The sequence below is a fragment of the Microvirga aerophila genome, from assembly GCF_003332305.1.
GTDB classification, from domain to species: domain Bacteria; phylum Pseudomonadota; class Alphaproteobacteria; order Rhizobiales; family Beijerinckiaceae; genus Microvirga; species Microvirga aerophila.
This window is the reverse complement of record NZ_QOIO01000007.1, coordinates 47389-60252: the sequence shown is the minus strand read 5'-3', so window position 1 is coordinate 60252 and position 12864 is coordinate 47389. Positions and strand designations below refer to the sequence as shown.

Here is a 12864-nt window from a genome sequence, read left to right as displayed (position 1 = left end):
TCCTCCTGTCGATTATCCTAACGCTCGGCGGCCTCTGCTTCGGGCTCTTTGCGTGGCTCAGCTTCGATCTTTCCGACTCGCGCCGTTTTTCAGAGCGTTCAGGCGCTTTTTCTCATAGTGCTTGGCGAGCCGCAGGTGTCTTGAGATCGCGTAGTTCATCGCCGTAAGAAAGCCGTAGGTTCCTCGCAGGGCGTGACGTCGCCCAATATAGGCCTTGATGAACGCAGCAGGGAGTTCGAAGAACACCCGCCAAGTCGGAATGGACACGCGCCTGATTTCGAGATCCACCGCCTGCTGATCGGAATAACGGTTGAGCTTGGCAAGCTGATCCCCAAGGGAGCGCACGGAGCGGTGGTGAATGACCGCCTTCAGCTTGCCGATCCTTGTGCCTGGTTGCAGATCGACCCGATCATGGACCAGAGACGGCGAGTACCGGCCATGATCCTTGCGATAAAGCCGCACCGGCCAAAGGGTATAAGCCAAGGGATGAGGCGCCGCCTCTCCGGGAAAGATCTCCGCGATGCCTATCTGGTAAGCCTGGCGCTGCGGCTCTCCCCCGGCGAAAAGGGCCCTGATTTCGACCGCCAGCTTCGGGGGCACGACTTCGTCCGCATCGACGTTGAGCAGCCACGGATGGCGGCACTGATCCTCTCCGAATCGTTTCTGCGGACCATAGCCGGGCCATTCGTTGAAGATGACGCGAGCTCCGAGTTCCTCGGCAATCGCCTGCGTCCCATCCGTCGAGCCCGAATCGATCACGATGAGATCGTCGGTCAGGTCGCGGACCGCGCGGATGGTCTCCCCTATCCGGTCGGCCTCGTTCTTGGCGATGATGAAGACAGAAAGTGGAAGCATGTGATCAGGGCGCCGCGCCACGGCTCCCTAGCCGTCCAGACTGCTGGTGGCAAGGGCTGCGGCTTCGCGCCAAGAGGCAGGCTCTCAGCCCGTTCACGCGCCCGAAGGTCGTTCAGCACAGGGCTTTGACGCCCTCCGCCCCCATTGCCTCCTTCACGCCGGGCCGGGCGGCGACGCGCTTCATGTAGGCGAGAAGCCAGGGGTGTTTGGCGAGGCTGATCCGGTGGAAATGCGTCCAGTTCAGGACGGTGAATCCATAGGCATCCGCAACTGTGAACTGCTTGCCCAGGAGGTAGGGTCGGTCCGCCAAATGCCCATCCAGATAACCGAACAACCGATACAGGTTATCGATGCTCGACTGCCTCTCGGCCGCGGAGCTGGCGGGCCTCCACAGCGGCATGAAACTGCCGTGAAGCTTGGTGCTTATGAAATTGAGCCATTCCTGGACCCGGTACCTGTCCATGGAGCCCGCCAAAGGATCAATTGGGCATGGGGCGCTTGGTCAGCCAGGAACTGCACCACCACCGACGCTTCGGTCAGGACTTCGCCATTGTTGAGGCTCAGCGCCGGAACGCCCCCTTTCGGATTGATCTTGCTGAAGGAGCACCCTGACGCAGTAGTCTGATTCTTCAGATCGACCTTGTCGTAATCGATCTGAAGACCGGCCTCGCAGGCGACGATCCGCGACGCGAGGGAGCCGGCCCCAGGGGTATAGTAAAGCTTTATGGAGGTGTCCTGTCCCCTGTGTAGCCGCCCCAGCTTTTGCAATTTGTCGTAACGTAATATAATTATTATTACGCGGCAACGCTCGCTTTTGTGCAGGGAAAATCGAGCCTTTGCATCAATGCAAAAGAGTTACAGCAGCTCCTCCTCGAGGGTTAGCACCTCGGAGGCGGCAAGGCCGGTCGTGTTGTGGACGCGTAGTTCCGCCAACAGGGGGAAGTGGTCCGACGCGACGCGGGTGAGCGTGTTACGGACCGGCGCCGCGGCGACCACCTCAACCGACTTCGTTACGAAGACATGGTCGAGCCGAAGGACCGGCGCTCGGGTATGAAAAGTCGACTGGGGCTCCCCGGCAGGGTTCGACACCTGCGCGTCCCGCATCTGATCGGACAGAAGGCGATACGATCTCGAATAGGGCGGCGCGTTGAAGTCCCCGAGAAGCACGGCCGGGTCAGCGCAGTCCGGGTGACCGATCCAGTCCGGTCCCAACAGGGCGGCCGCCTGGGTGCGACGCTCGCCGGAACGGAGGGACAGGTGAGCGTTGACCACCTGAACCCGATGCCCGTCCACATCGACCGAAACCCACAAGGCGCAGCGCTTTTCAAAGGCCGGTCGCGTCGAAAGGGTCGGCAGACGCCCCGACTTCACGATATTGGACGGATGACGCGACAGAATGGCGATCCCGTACTGTTCGCCAAGCATGCGGATCGTCGGCTGAAAATGCAGGTCCATGCCAAGCTTGGACGCCACCATGACGGCTTGGTCCGACGCTCCGGCATGGATGCGTCCGGCCCTTACCTCCTGCAATGCAACGATATCAGGCTCGCAGGACGCAATGACATCGGCAATGCGGGCGGGCGAGACCTTTCTGTCCGTCCCAAGCCAGCGGTGCACGTTGTAGGTCAGGATTCGAACGATCCGCCCCTGCTTATCGATGTTCTTCAAAGGTCATTACCGGCTTGAGAAACGGATTACAGTTATGCGGCCAGTCCGAGCGGCACAAGTCAGAACCTCGTGCCCGGACATGGTGAGAACATGCCGGATCAATGACACAGGATTGGTCAAGGTTCCGGCACCCGCGCTCTCAGGTCGTTACCCCAAAACGTTACGTCATATCCCGAACGGAATTCGAATTGACTTCGTCTGCCTGTTGTACGTTATATAGTACCTAAGACTAAATTACTGTTTGGCTAACGACTTATTTACCTTAATAGGGAAATGCTTAAGCTTGGTACCTGAGTCGAACACAAGTCGTAACAACATGACTGATTACGCTCCTTATAAACGTCCTGGTGAGGACACCATCGCCCGCGTCCTGGATTGGGTCGGACTGGAATTCGGCCTAGGCGTGATCGTGCTTGTGGCAAACGTCTCACTCGTCGTTCTCTGAACTACACGCTCCAGCGATCCCCATCGTTCCCGTTCGACCGCAGCCTGAGCATCCCCTGTCCCGCCATCCATGAAGGCAGCGGGAGCCAGCGTCCCAATGCTTGTATTCAGGACTTGACCTTCCCATCATTGGAAGGATCACACCATCGGCCAGTATGTTGAATCAGGAGATTCGTCATGGCTGAATACAAGCGCCCCGATGCGGAACCGGCCTTCGACATTCCAATCGAGGGCATGAGCTGCGCCTCCTGCGTCGCCCGAGTGGAAAAAGCCATTCGGTCCGTCGAGGGCGTCGCTTCCGCCAACGTCAATCTGGCGACCGGGCGCGCAACGGTGGCTCTTGCGCAACCCGGTGCAGCCCCCGAAGCGGTCGACGAAGCCATCCGTCGCGCCGGCTACGAACCCCAAAGCGACAGAGTCGATTTGGCCGTCGAAGGCATGACCTGCGCCTCCTGCGTGGGGCGGGTGGAAAAGGCCTTGAAGCGGGTTCCAGGCGTTCTCGAAGCCAGCGTCAACCTTGCCACGGGACGGGCCTCCGCGCGCTTCCTCGGCGGGCATGACACGGTGCGCCGGCTGATCGCAGCCGTCGAGACGACCGGGTACGAAGCCCAGGAGATCCGCCAGGGAGACGATCACGCGGATCGTCAGCAAGCAGCGCGAGAGGCGGAGACTTCAAGTCTCTGGCGCTCCCTGCTGATCGCACTTGTCCTGACGCTTCCCGTCTTCGCGCTCGAAATGGGCTCCCACTTCGTCCCGGCAATCCATGACTGGGTGCAGGCCACCCTGGGCCACCAAGAGAGCTGGTACCTGCAATTCGCCCTCACGACGATCGTCCTCTTCGGGCCGGGGCTTCGCTTTTTCAGGAAGGGCGTCCCGTCCCTGATCCGCCGGGCGCCTGACATGGATTCTCTCGTAGTGATGGGCACGGGCGCCGCCTATGGCTACTCGGTAGCGGCAACCTTAGCGCCGGGCCTGCTCCCGCAGGGCACGGCCAACGTCTATTACGAGGCCGCCGCCGTTATCGTGACGCTGATCCTGCTGGGGCGGTATTTGGAGGCCAAGGCCAAAGGGCGCACATCCGAGGCGATCAAGCACCTCCTCGGCCTTCAGGCCAAGACCGCGCGGGTGATCCGCGATGGCGAGAGCCTCGAAGTCCCGCTGGAGGAGGTCCGCGTCCGGGATTTCGTTCAGGTCCGTCCCGGTGAAAAAGTGCCGGTCGACGGCGAGGTGATCGAAGGATCCTCCTTCGTGGACGAAGCCATGATCACGGGCGAGCCGGTTCCGGTCCTTAAGGCCGAAGGAGCCCAAGTTGTGGGCGGGACCATCAACAAGACCGGCAGTTTCACGTTCCGGGCCACGCGCATCGGGGCCGACACGGTCCTGGCCAGCATCGTCCGCATGGTCGAGCAGGCCCAAGGGTCGAAGCTGCCGATCCAGGCGCTCGTGGACAAGGTCACGTCATGGTTCGTTCCTGCCGTCATGGCGGCGGCCGCCCTCACCTTCCTGGTCTGGCTGGTCTTCGGCCCGGAGCCAGCCTTGAGCTTCGCCATCGTCAATGCGGTCGCGGCGCTCATCATCGCCTGCCCCTGCGCCATGGGACTGGCCACCCCGACCTCGATCATGGTCGGCACGGGCCGGGCGGCGGAACTCGGCGTGCTGTTTCGCCAGGGCGAGGCTCTGCAAAGCCTGAAGGAAGTGGGCGTCGTTGCTCTCGACAAGACCGGCACGCTGACCATGGGGCGGCCCGATCTCACGGATTTCGTCACGGCGGAGGGTTTCTCCAAGACGGAAGTCCTGCGCCTCGTGGCCTCCGTCGAAAGTCGCTCCGAGCATCCGATCGCCGAAGCCATCGTCGAAGCGGCCAAGCGGCAGGGCCAGCATCCCGCCTCTGCCGACCAATTCGAGGCCATACCCGGGTTCGGCGTTTCGGCCATGGTCGAGGGCAAGAAGGTCGATGTCGGGGCTGATCGCTTCATGGGGAAGCTCGGGCTGAGTGTGTCGGACTTCGATCCGGTGGCGGCGCGCCTCGGCCAGGAGGGCAAGAGCACTCTCTACGTGGCGATCGACGGGCGGCTGGCGGCGGTCATCGCAGTCGCCGATCCGGTCAAGCCATCGACGCCGGAAGCCATCGCGGCTCTTCATGCGCTTGGCCTGAAGGTGGCGATGATCACCGGCGACAACCGCCGGACGGCGGAGGCCATCGCCCGACAGGTCGGGATCGATCAGGTCGAGGCGGAGGTGCTGCCCGACGGCAAGGTGGCTGCCGTCGAGGGCCTGCGTGACCGGCAGGGAAAGATCGCCTTCGTGGGTGATGGCATCAACGATGCGCCGGCGCTCGCGGCAGCCGATATCGGCATTGCCATCGGCACCGGGACGGATATCGCCATCGAAAGCGCCGACGTGGTGCTTATGTCCGGCGATCTCCGGGGCGTCGTCAACGCGATCGCGCTGTCAAAGGCGACTATCCGCAATATCAGGCAAAACCTGTTCTGGGCCTTCGCCTACAACGCGCTGCTGATTCCAGTGGCGGCTGGCGTCCTTTATCCCGTCAACGGCATGTTGCTGTCGCCCATCCTGGCGGCCGGCGCCATGGCGTTGTCCAGCGTGTTCGTCGTTGGCAATGCGCTCCGGTTGCGACGGTTCGAGGCTCCCATCGGGGCAAAGGCTGAACCTGATCCCAGGCACCAACTCACGGAGAAAACGGCATGAATATCGGTCAGGCAGCCGAGGCGTCTGGCGTTTCAGCCAAGATGATCCGGTACTACGAGTCCATCGGTCTGATCCCGAAAACCGTGCGGACGGAAGCCGGGTACCGGGTCTATTCAGACAACGATGTCCACACGCTTCGCTTCATCCGCCGCGCGCGGGATCTCGGGTTCTCGGTGGAGCAGATCGCCGATCTCGTCTCCCTCTGGCGAGATCGCGAGCGCGCCAGCATGGACGTAAAGCGCATGGCGCTCGCCCATGTGGATGTGCTGGAGCGCAAGATCGCAGAGCTTCAGGAGATGGCCGGAACCCTCAAGCATCTGGCGAACAACTGTCATGGCGACGGCAGGCCCGATTGCCCGATCATCGAGGAGCTGGCCAGCGGCGAGACGCGCCATGCCTCGTCGCGAGCTGCTCCCAAATTCGGACTTGCGAAGGAGCGCCTTCGCCCGTGAGCGCTTAGACCGCCATCTCCACTTCCCGCCCGCGGCCGAGCTCCCGCATCAACCGAGCCATCTTGGGGTCGCGCTGGACCTGCCTGGCGTAATGCCGCCGCAGGGCATCCACCAGACGGCCGTTGCGCGACAGAAGATCGTCCGCGAACCCGATCATGAGGGAATTCGGCCATGCCTGAGGCCGGATCTCGGCCAGACGCTCCATGATCCGGTCCTCGCTCTCCTCCGGCTCCGATTGCAGCATCAGAGTGGCCATTGCGGCGGTCGAACGCGAGACACCCATATGACAATGAACCAGCAGATGCCCCTCGGCCTTCGAGGATGGGTTCTGCGCCACGTCCTCGCCGAATTGCAGCACGGCCCGTACATGCTCCGGCTCCGGCAGGATCATCCCCGGAAGGGGCTCGATGATGTCATGGAAGCGAAGGACCGTCCGGTGGTGGGGATCGTAGGCCTGGAAGGCCTCCGGGTCGGGATGGTCGGGATCCAGGATCGACAGCACATGGGTGACGGATCGCGCACCTTGATCAGGCAGCTCCGAGATTCCGCAGATGGTCAAAAGAGAGATGGAGGATTTCATAAGGGACCGACTTTTCTATGCGGGCAGGTTGAGCGAGCCTTGTTTCACATTATCAAGGGCACGTCAGTAACGAGCTACGCCTGAATTCGGCCATAACAAAACTGTGACCGGCAAGGCACCGCCGGAACCTTGCCACATTTCAGCCATTGATGATCCACTATCCGGCCACGGCTGAGCTTTCTGACTTTCCTCAACTCCCATCGATGGCGAAGCCTTCAAAAACCAGAAACCGCGAGTCCCAACTGATGTCTGCTTCCGACCCGGCCTTGAACCGTTCCCGTCTGCAAAAGCTGTTCCGACTGGGTGCGATCCTGCTTCCTTTCGCGTTGGCCGCGTGCGTCTCGACCTCGCAGGCCCCTGAGCAAAACCTCAGGCCGCGAATCGATCCGACCTATGCAGCCATGTATGGACCGCGTCCCGATGAGCGATACGCCCTTCCGGCCACGGACATTTCCGAGGTCGATCCGCAGTTCCTCCGTCGCGAGGTCGCCTATCAAGGCCGCGAGGAGCCCGGCACGATCGTGGTCGATACGGATGCGCGCTTTCTCTACCTGGTGCGCGAGAACGGGCGCGCCATGCGCTATGGCATTGGCGTCGGCAATGAAGGCCTGGCCTGGAGCGGCCGCGCCCGGGTTGGACGCAAGGCCGAGTGGCCGCGCTGGACCCCCACCGCCGATATGATCAGACGCGAGCCGGAGCGCAATCGCCCCTGGGCGGGCGGCATGGAAGGCGGACTCAGGAACCCCTTGGGTGCGCGCGCGCTCTATCTCTACGATGGGGGCCGGGACACCATGTACCGCATCCACGGCACCACCGAGCCGTGGTCCATCGGACAAGCCGTGTCGAGTGGCTGCATCCGCATGTTCAACCAAGACGTGATCGACCTGTACAACCGCGTTCCGGTCGGATCTCCGGTGGTCGTGCTGAACGGAAACCGCCGCTTCTTCAATGAGCCCGAAGAGGAGGTCGCTGAACTCCCACGGGTGATTTGGCGGTAGCGGCGCAACTCCTTGATCCGCGTCATCCCGGAGCGCCTTCGGCGTCTGGGATGACGCCTTGCCCTCGTTTTCCCTGCCGCCGCCTTGTACCCGTGCCTATAGTGGGTTGTATCCCACCGCCCTAGTTGATCCTGTATGGGAAGGATTGCTCATGGACGAATGGCTGCTCCCGGCGCTGAGATTGACAATCCGATCCGTCGAGATCGGCGGCATTGCGATCATCGTTCTCGGCACGGTCGGCGCCACCGTCGCGGCCTTGTGGCAGGTGTTGCGGGGAGCATCGTGGGACGATGCCTTCATCCTTTTCCGATCCAATCTTGGAAGAGCCATCCTTCTTGGTCTCGAGTTCCTCGTGGCTGCGGACATCATCAACACGGTTGCCATCGATCAGACTCTTGAAAGCCTTGCCGTTCTGGGCGGCATCGTTCTGATCCGAACTTTCCTGAGCTTCTCGCTTGAGGTGGAAATCGAGGGACGCTGGCCCTGGGACAGGCATAAGGGCGAACCTGCCTATCCAGCCTCTCCGCCGCGAGCCGACGGAGCATAAAAGCAGTCCCGATCACGCAGGCAGGCACGCGTCGCAGATGGCCGCGATGTGCCGGTGATCGGTCCCGCAGCAGCCGCCGAGCACGGACAGGGTGCCGATCCGCTCCCGCAAGCCGCGGTATCGCCGCCCCAGATCAACGGGATCGCCTGGATCGAGCTCCGTCGCCTCGTCCAACTCCGCATGGCTCTTGGTCGATGCATTCGCCCTCACGCCGCCGAGGCGCTGGATCCACGCGTCATTGCCCGATAGGACGCTCTCGAAATGGGTCGGGTGCGCGCAGTTGATCATGTAGTAGACAGGCGCGCTCCCGGTCGCATGGTCCGTGCGCTCGATGGCAGATTGAAGCGTCTCGCCGGACGCGAGCCGACCATCCGTTTCGACCGTGAACGAGATCACCACCGGAATGCCCGCGGCCTGCGCCGCGTTGGCGACACCTATCGCCTCCTCCGCATAGTTCATGGTAACCGCCGTCACCATGTCGACGCGTGCGTCGCGAAACGCGTTGACCTGAATCGAATGATAGTCCTGCGCCTGTTCGGCGGTCATAAGATCGCCCGGGCGGTAGCCATCGCCGCGCGGCCCGATGGCCCCGTTGATCACGATGGGCGCCTCGCCTTCGGCATTCTCGTCACGAAGCGCTTTGGCCCACGCGACTGCCTGTCGGTTGATGTCCGCAATCGCTTGCGTCGAATAACCGAGTTTTGCGCCCCAGTCGGGGTTGGCGCGCCATGTAGGCGTGTCCAGGATGAAGCCCACCTTCCGTTCCTGGGCTGTCCGGATATACGGCTCGAAATAGCTTGCGAGTTCCCGCCTGCCATCATCGTTGAGCAGAAGCGGGAATGCGGCGAAACACGGAAGATCGATCCCTCTTAGGAACCGCAGGGTTGTTTCGAGACCGCCATCCGTCAGGAACACCGTTCCGTCGGATGATGGGAAAGCCGTTCGACCATCAGTCATGCGAGCGCCTCCGGTTGCAAGGAAACGCCCCATCGCCTGCTCTCGCAGACGTGCCCGGCGGCAGGATTTGCCCCAGAGTCGGATTTGTCAATGTCACCCGTAGGGGTGAGCGTCCTCCCGGCGGGAGGTCCCTGATCGATAACTTTAACCACGCAATGACTATCCTGCTGCCTCGAGTGAACGATCCGTTGCGGCAGCGCGGGTCATGATGAATATCTAGTCGGACCTCGCGCATTGGTTCCGTGAGGATCCGGGCGCGATTGGAGGTGGTGGCTATGGATGCGAGGATGAAGTGCCATGGCTGTCGGGGCGGCGAGCCTCTCCCGTTCGCATTCACGATGGCGTTTCACCCAATCATCGACATCGACCGAAAGACCGTCTGGGGTTACGAGGCGCTTGTCCGGGGCACCGACGGCCAGTCCGCTGGCCAGATCCTGAGCCAAGTGGACGATGCCGGGCGGTATAAGTTCGATCAGGCCTGTCGGGTCAAAGCCATCGAACTGGCCGGCATGCTGTTCCCGGACGACGGCAGCGCGCGTCTCTCCATCAACTTCATGCCGAATGCCGTCTATGAGCCTGCCGCTTGCATCCGAACGTCGCTCGAATCGGCGCGGCGTGTTGGCTTCGACACGAGCCGCATCATGTTCGAATTCACCGAAAACGAGCGGATGGCGGATACGGGCCACGTCGCCCGGATTGTAGCCGAGTACAAGCGCCTCGGCTTCATCACGGCAATCGACGATTTCGGGGCAGGCTATGCCGGCCTGAACCTCCTGGCGAGTTTCCAGCCGGACATCCTCAAGATCGACATAGAGATTATTCGCGGAATCGCGGACTCTGCCGCACGACAGGCGATCATTGCCGGCATCCTGACGATGGCTCGCGCCCTCGATATCACAGTGATCGCCGAAGGCATCGAGACGCAGGCCGAATTCTCGGTGCTCCGCGATGCCGGGATCGAACTCTTCCAGGGGTTCCTGTTTGCAAGACCTGCCGTCGAGAGGCTTCCGGGCATCACGTTTCCCGCATGAGTGAAGGGGCGTAGCCCATTGCCGCGACCGGGGTCCCGCCCAGCGCGGTTGCGGCAGTTGACCGCAGGCACGACAGGTTCTAAAAAGCCAACCGCCGGGCCAAGCCGCCGCCGCCCTTCCGCGTCCGTCGGCTCACATCGCTGTTCTTTTCGACACCAGTCCGACGTCTTGGTGCGAGCGTCGATGCGCGAGCTTTCAAAGCCCGCGCCCTAGAGCAGCTTTTTACTTCTCCTCGCAGCAAGACACGCCGATCGCTCAGAAGCGTACTCCGGTTCATCCCGAAGGGCCTGCTGCTCCGGCAAGAACTCGACTCATGAAAGACGCTCAAACAGGTCTGTTCCTGAACAGAATTCCCTATGTGAAAATCGGCGACGGTCCGAATCCCATTGTCGTGCTCAACGGTGGACAGGCATTCGTGCGGCGTCCTACTCCGGCTCGGACCGTTCGCGACGCCAAGCGGATCGCCCGAATCCTGCCGTCCGGCAGGCCGCTCTACATCTTCGGTTACGACCCCGCCCCACCGGCTGGCTACGATGTCGAAACGATCGCGAGGGATTTCGCCGAAATCATCCGTTCCGAAATCGGCCCCGCCGCCTTGATGGGGATCTCCTTCGGCGGGTTCGTGGCGATGCGTCTTGCGGCCGATCATCCCGATCTCGTCGAGCGGCTGATCCTGATGGTCAGCGCGCATCGTTTCTCGACCGAGGGCCGTCATAGCATCAATCGGCAGCTGGAATGCGCTTGGCAGGGCGATCTCCCCGGCCTTATGAGCGAGTTTGGCACAGTGTTCCGTCGCCCGTGGTTCAACTGGCTCATCCGGCTGCGCCTCCGACAGGAGCGCCTCCACCTTCACAAAAAGATGAGCGATCCGGAGACGATCGTGCGGGGCCTCGCAGCGGTTGCGGAGGAGGATTTCGGAGGAGACCGCTCGAGGCTCGGGCGTATCCGCGCCCGTGCCCTGATCGTCGGCGGAACCCGCGACCAGTTCTTCGACATAGAGGCCTATCGGGAAACGGCCGACATGATCCCGGCGGCACAACTGAAGCTCTTTGAAAAGGAGACCCACATGCTGCCCGTGGAACGAGCGCGGGCCGTCGCGCAGGCAACCGCACGTTTCCTGAGACCCCATTGACGGAGGGAGTGAGCAACCATGTTCGTTGTCGCAACCCGCGATATTGAAGCAGCCTGAGGGCTGGCTCTCACGAACGCCTCGACGTCGTCTTTTATAGCCCCTGCCCTATCTCTAAAGTGATTTTTCGGCGCGTGAGACTAAAGGGTACCCGAACGATGACGAACGATATGAAAGCACCGGCCGTGACCATTCCGCCGACGGAGGCGGCCATCGTGACGGCCAGCAACATGACCGAGTTGGAGCTGGTCCTGCCTGATCTGGGAGACGAGGACCTCCCTGAGATCGCCATCTTCCTCGTAGCCTGCGCCATGCGGTTCCACAGTGATCCGGGTTTCGTGCAAGAGCAGATGGAATGGCTCGTGCGGATGCACGATACGGAAGTGGACGAAGGCCTGAAGCCAAGCGAACTGAACTCGTCGAACGACGACTGACCGGTTCGCGCCGGTCAGCCGGTCATTCATGGCCTGTCATAGGCCAGTGCGGAGAGCGGGCAACCGCCTCAGTCGAGGAAGGCGACGGTGGTGCCTTTCTTGACCATCTTGGCGAGTTCAGCGACGTCCCAATTGGTCAACCGCACGCAACCCTGCGAATAGGCCTTGCCGACTTTCGCAGGCTCGGGCGTCCCATGAATGCCGAACGACTCGACGGAGAGATCGATCCACGTGGAGCCGACGGGATTGTTGGGGCCAGGCTTGATCACGAACTTCTCCTTCGCCTTCACGCCCTTGAAGGCATATTCGGGATTGTAGGTATAGGTCGGGTTCGGAGCGATAGCGCGAACCGTATGGGTTCCTGAGGGTGCAGGCTTTTCCTCACTGCCGATGGAGGCCGGATACACACCGATGGTCGACCCATCCTCCGCAAGGGCGCGCAGGACGTGCTCGCTCTTGCTGATTTCGATCTTGGCCACCTTCTGCTCGTGCCCCTCGCGCTTGGCCATGACGTTGGCCACCACGATGGACGTTCCCGCGCTGTCGAAGCTCTTGCCCAGATTGAGAGCCTTCAGCAGATCCTCGTCCATATGGAATTTCTCGGCCAAGAGCTCCTCGGGGCTCGTATAGGCCAGACGTTCGAGGTCGGCCTGATCCTCCAGCTTATCCGGGATCTCCTTGGCGAAGGGGCCTTTCACGTCCTCCTCGGCGATCGTGTATTCGACGAGGGCCGGATCCTGCGACGTCTCATTCAGCTTGGCCCACACCTCGTCGTCGAGCTCGCCGTCGACCTTCAACTGACGGGCCTTCTCGAAGGCTTTGAGAGCGTTCTGCACATTCTCGCCCTTGCGGCCGTCGATCACCCCTGGCGAGAAGCGGGCGCGATCGAGGAGCACCTGCGCCTTGATCAATGCCGGGCTGACGCCCCCCTCCTCCTTGGCGGCGAGATCGGTGTTGTTCACCGCGTCCCGTTCGAGACCCTTCGGTGGAGGAGCCGCAAGAGCAGTCCCAACCAAACTCCACGCGCCGAGAACCGCAATCGCCCATACCCTCATTCTGC

At 61.9% G+C, this 12864-nt stretch carries 15 protein-coding genes; 8 read left to right on the top strand and 7 right to left on the bottom strand.

The window, feature by feature from the left end; genetic code table 11:
* Window positions 1–57: 57 nt before the first annotated feature.
* The 4 genes from DRB19_RS05315 to DRB19_RS05305 all read right to left on the bottom strand — a co-directional run bounded on the left by DRB19_RS05315 (window position 58) and on the right by DRB19_RS05305 (window position 2523).
* On the bottom strand, window positions 58–855 hold the full coding sequence (locus DRB19_RS05315; RefSeq protein ID WP_114184999.1) for a glycosyltransferase family 2 protein: 798 nt from the start codon (window positions 853–855) through the stop codon (window positions 58–60).
* Between the two features lie 112 nt (window positions 856–967).
* Complete coding sequence (locus DRB19_RS31040; protein ID WP_245439287.1) at window positions 968–1318, bottom strand: glutathione binding-like protein; 351 nt, start codon at window positions 1316–1318, stop codon at window positions 968–970.
* Window positions 1279–1623: a glutathione S-transferase N-terminal domain-containing protein gene (locus DRB19_RS31035; RefSeq protein WP_245439286.1), complete on the bottom strand. Its 345-nt coding sequence runs from the start codon at window positions 1621–1623 to the stop codon at window positions 1279–1281. Before DRB19_RS31035 ends, DRB19_RS31040 begins: the two co-directional genes overlap by 40 nt.
* 87 nt (window positions 1624–1710) lie before the next feature.
* Complete coding sequence (locus DRB19_RS05305; RefSeq protein ID WP_174799959.1) at window positions 1711–2523, bottom strand: endonuclease/exonuclease/phosphatase family protein; 813 nt, start codon at window positions 2521–2523, stop codon at window positions 1711–1713.
* Window positions 2524–2839: 316 nt separating this feature from the next.
* Here DRB19_RS05305 and DRB19_RS31460 point away from each other — a divergent pair, with 316 nt between their 5' ends.
* The 3 genes from DRB19_RS31460 to cueR all read left to right on the top strand — a co-directional run bounded on the left by DRB19_RS31460 (window position 2840) and on the right by cueR (window position 6128).
* Complete coding sequence (locus DRB19_RS31460) at window positions 2840–2968, top strand: hypothetical protein (protein WP_276330600.1); 129 nt, start codon at window positions 2840–2842, stop codon at window positions 2966–2968.
* Window positions 2969–3144: 176 nt separating this feature from the next.
* Entirely contained in the window at window positions 3145–5676 is a 2532-nt protein-coding gene (locus DRB19_RS05300) for a heavy metal translocating P-type ATPase (protein WP_114184998.1), read from the top strand.
* Complete coding sequence (gene cueR / locus DRB19_RS05295) at window positions 5673–6128, top strand: Cu(I)-responsive transcriptional regulator (RefSeq protein ID WP_114184997.1); 456 nt, start codon at window positions 5673–5675, stop codon at window positions 6126–6128. Before DRB19_RS05300 ends, cueR begins: the two co-directional genes overlap by 4 nt.
* 4 nt (window positions 6129–6132) lie before the next feature.
* Here cueR and DRB19_RS05290 read toward each other — a convergent pair whose 3' ends face one another.
* On the bottom strand, window positions 6133–6708 hold the full coding sequence (locus DRB19_RS05290) for a tyrosine phosphatase family protein (protein WP_114184996.1): 576 nt from the start codon (window positions 6706–6708) through the stop codon (window positions 6133–6135).
* Between the two features lie 245 nt (window positions 6709–6953).
* On the opposite strand from DRB19_RS05290, the gene DRB19_RS05285 reads away from it, so the two are divergent.
* On the top strand, window positions 6954–7706 hold the full coding sequence (locus DRB19_RS05285; RefSeq protein WP_114185075.1) for a L,D-transpeptidase: 753 nt from the start codon (window positions 6954–6956) through the stop codon (window positions 7704–7706).
* A 151-nt stretch (window positions 7707–7857) separates the two neighbouring features.
* The gene (locus DRB19_RS05280) at window positions 7858–8253 is read left to right on the top strand and encodes a DUF1622 domain-containing protein (RefSeq protein WP_114184995.1); all 396 of its coding nucleotides are present in this window, start codon (window positions 7858–7860) and stop codon (window positions 8251–8253) included.
* Window positions 8254–8265: 12 nt separating this feature from the next.
* On the opposite strand, the gene DRB19_RS05275 is transcribed toward DRB19_RS05280, so the two are convergent.
* Entirely contained in the window at window positions 8266–9210 is a 945-nt protein-coding gene (locus DRB19_RS05275; RefSeq protein WP_114184994.1) for a homocysteine S-methyltransferase family protein, read from the bottom strand.
* A gap of 275 nt (window positions 9211–9485) precedes the next feature.
* On the opposite strand from DRB19_RS05275, the gene DRB19_RS05270 reads away from it, so the two are divergent.
* From DRB19_RS05270 to DRB19_RS05260, 3 genes are all read left to right on the top strand, one after another.
* Complete coding sequence (locus tag DRB19_RS05270; protein WP_114184993.1) at window positions 9486–10241, top strand: EAL domain-containing protein; 756 nt, start codon at window positions 9486–9488, stop codon at window positions 10239–10241.
* A gap of 313 nt (window positions 10242–10554) precedes the next feature.
* On the top strand, window positions 10555–11373 hold the full coding sequence (locus DRB19_RS05265; protein WP_114184992.1) for an alpha/beta fold hydrolase: 819 nt from the start codon (window positions 10555–10557) through the stop codon (window positions 11371–11373).
* A gap of 155 nt (window positions 11374–11528) precedes the next feature.
* On the top strand, window positions 11529–11804 hold the full coding sequence (locus tag DRB19_RS05260) for a hypothetical protein (RefSeq protein WP_114184991.1): 276 nt from the start codon (window positions 11529–11531) through the stop codon (window positions 11802–11804).
* Between the two features lie 68 nt (window positions 11805–11872).
* On the opposite strand, the gene DRB19_RS05255 is transcribed toward DRB19_RS05260, so the two are convergent.
* On the bottom strand, window positions 11873–12859 hold the full coding sequence (locus tag DRB19_RS05255) for a L,D-transpeptidase family protein (protein ID WP_114184990.1): 987 nt from the start codon (window positions 12857–12859) through the stop codon (window positions 11873–11875).
* Window positions 12860–12864 lie beyond the last annotated feature (5 nt).

Coding starts and splice junctions, on each gene's coding strand:
- DRB19_RS05265 (WP_114184992.1), top strand. CDS start 10,555: ATGAAAGACGCTCAAACAGGTCTGTTCCTGAACAGAATTCCCTATGTG.
- DRB19_RS05260 (WP_114184991.1), top strand. CDS start 11,529: ATGACGAACGATATGAAAGCACCGGCCGTGACCATTCCGCCGACGGAG.
- DRB19_RS31460 (WP_276330600.1), top strand. CDS start 2,840: ATGACTGATTACGCTCCTTATAAACGTCCTGGTGAGGACACCATCGCC.
- DRB19_RS05285 (WP_114185075.1), top strand. CDS start 6,954: ATGTCTGCTTCCGACCCGGCCTTGAACCGTTCCCGTCTGCAAAAGCTG.
- DRB19_RS05280 (WP_114184995.1), top strand. CDS start 7,858: ATGGACGAATGGCTGCTCCCGGCGCTGAGATTGACAATCCGATCCGTC.
- DRB19_RS05300 (WP_114184998.1), top strand. CDS start 3,145: ATGGCTGAATACAAGCGCCCCGATGCGGAACCGGCCTTCGACATTCCA.
- DRB19_RS05275 (WP_114184994.1), bottom strand. CDS start 9,210: ATGACTGATGGTCGAACGGCTTTCCCATCATCCGACGGAACGGTGTTC.
- DRB19_RS31040 (WP_245439287.1), bottom strand. CDS start 1,318: ATGGACAGGTACCGGGTCCAGGAATGGCTCAATTTCATAAGCACCAAG.
- DRB19_RS05290 (WP_114184996.1), bottom strand. CDS start 6,708: ATGAAATCCTCCATCTCTCTTTTGACCATCTGCGGAATCTCGGAGCTG.
- DRB19_RS05255 (WP_114184990.1), bottom strand. CDS start 12,859: ATGAGGGTATGGGCGATTGCGGTTCTCGGCGCGTGGAGTTTGGTTGGG.
- cueR (WP_114184997.1), top strand. CDS start 5,673: ATGAATATCGGTCAGGCAGCCGAGGCGTCTGGCGTTTCAGCCAAGATG.
- DRB19_RS05270 (WP_114184993.1), top strand. CDS start 9,486: ATGGATGCGAGGATGAAGTGCCATGGCTGTCGGGGCGGCGAGCCTCTC.
- DRB19_RS05315 (WP_114184999.1), bottom strand. CDS start 855: ATGCTTCCACTTTCTGTCTTCATCATCGCCAAGAACGAGGCCGACCGG.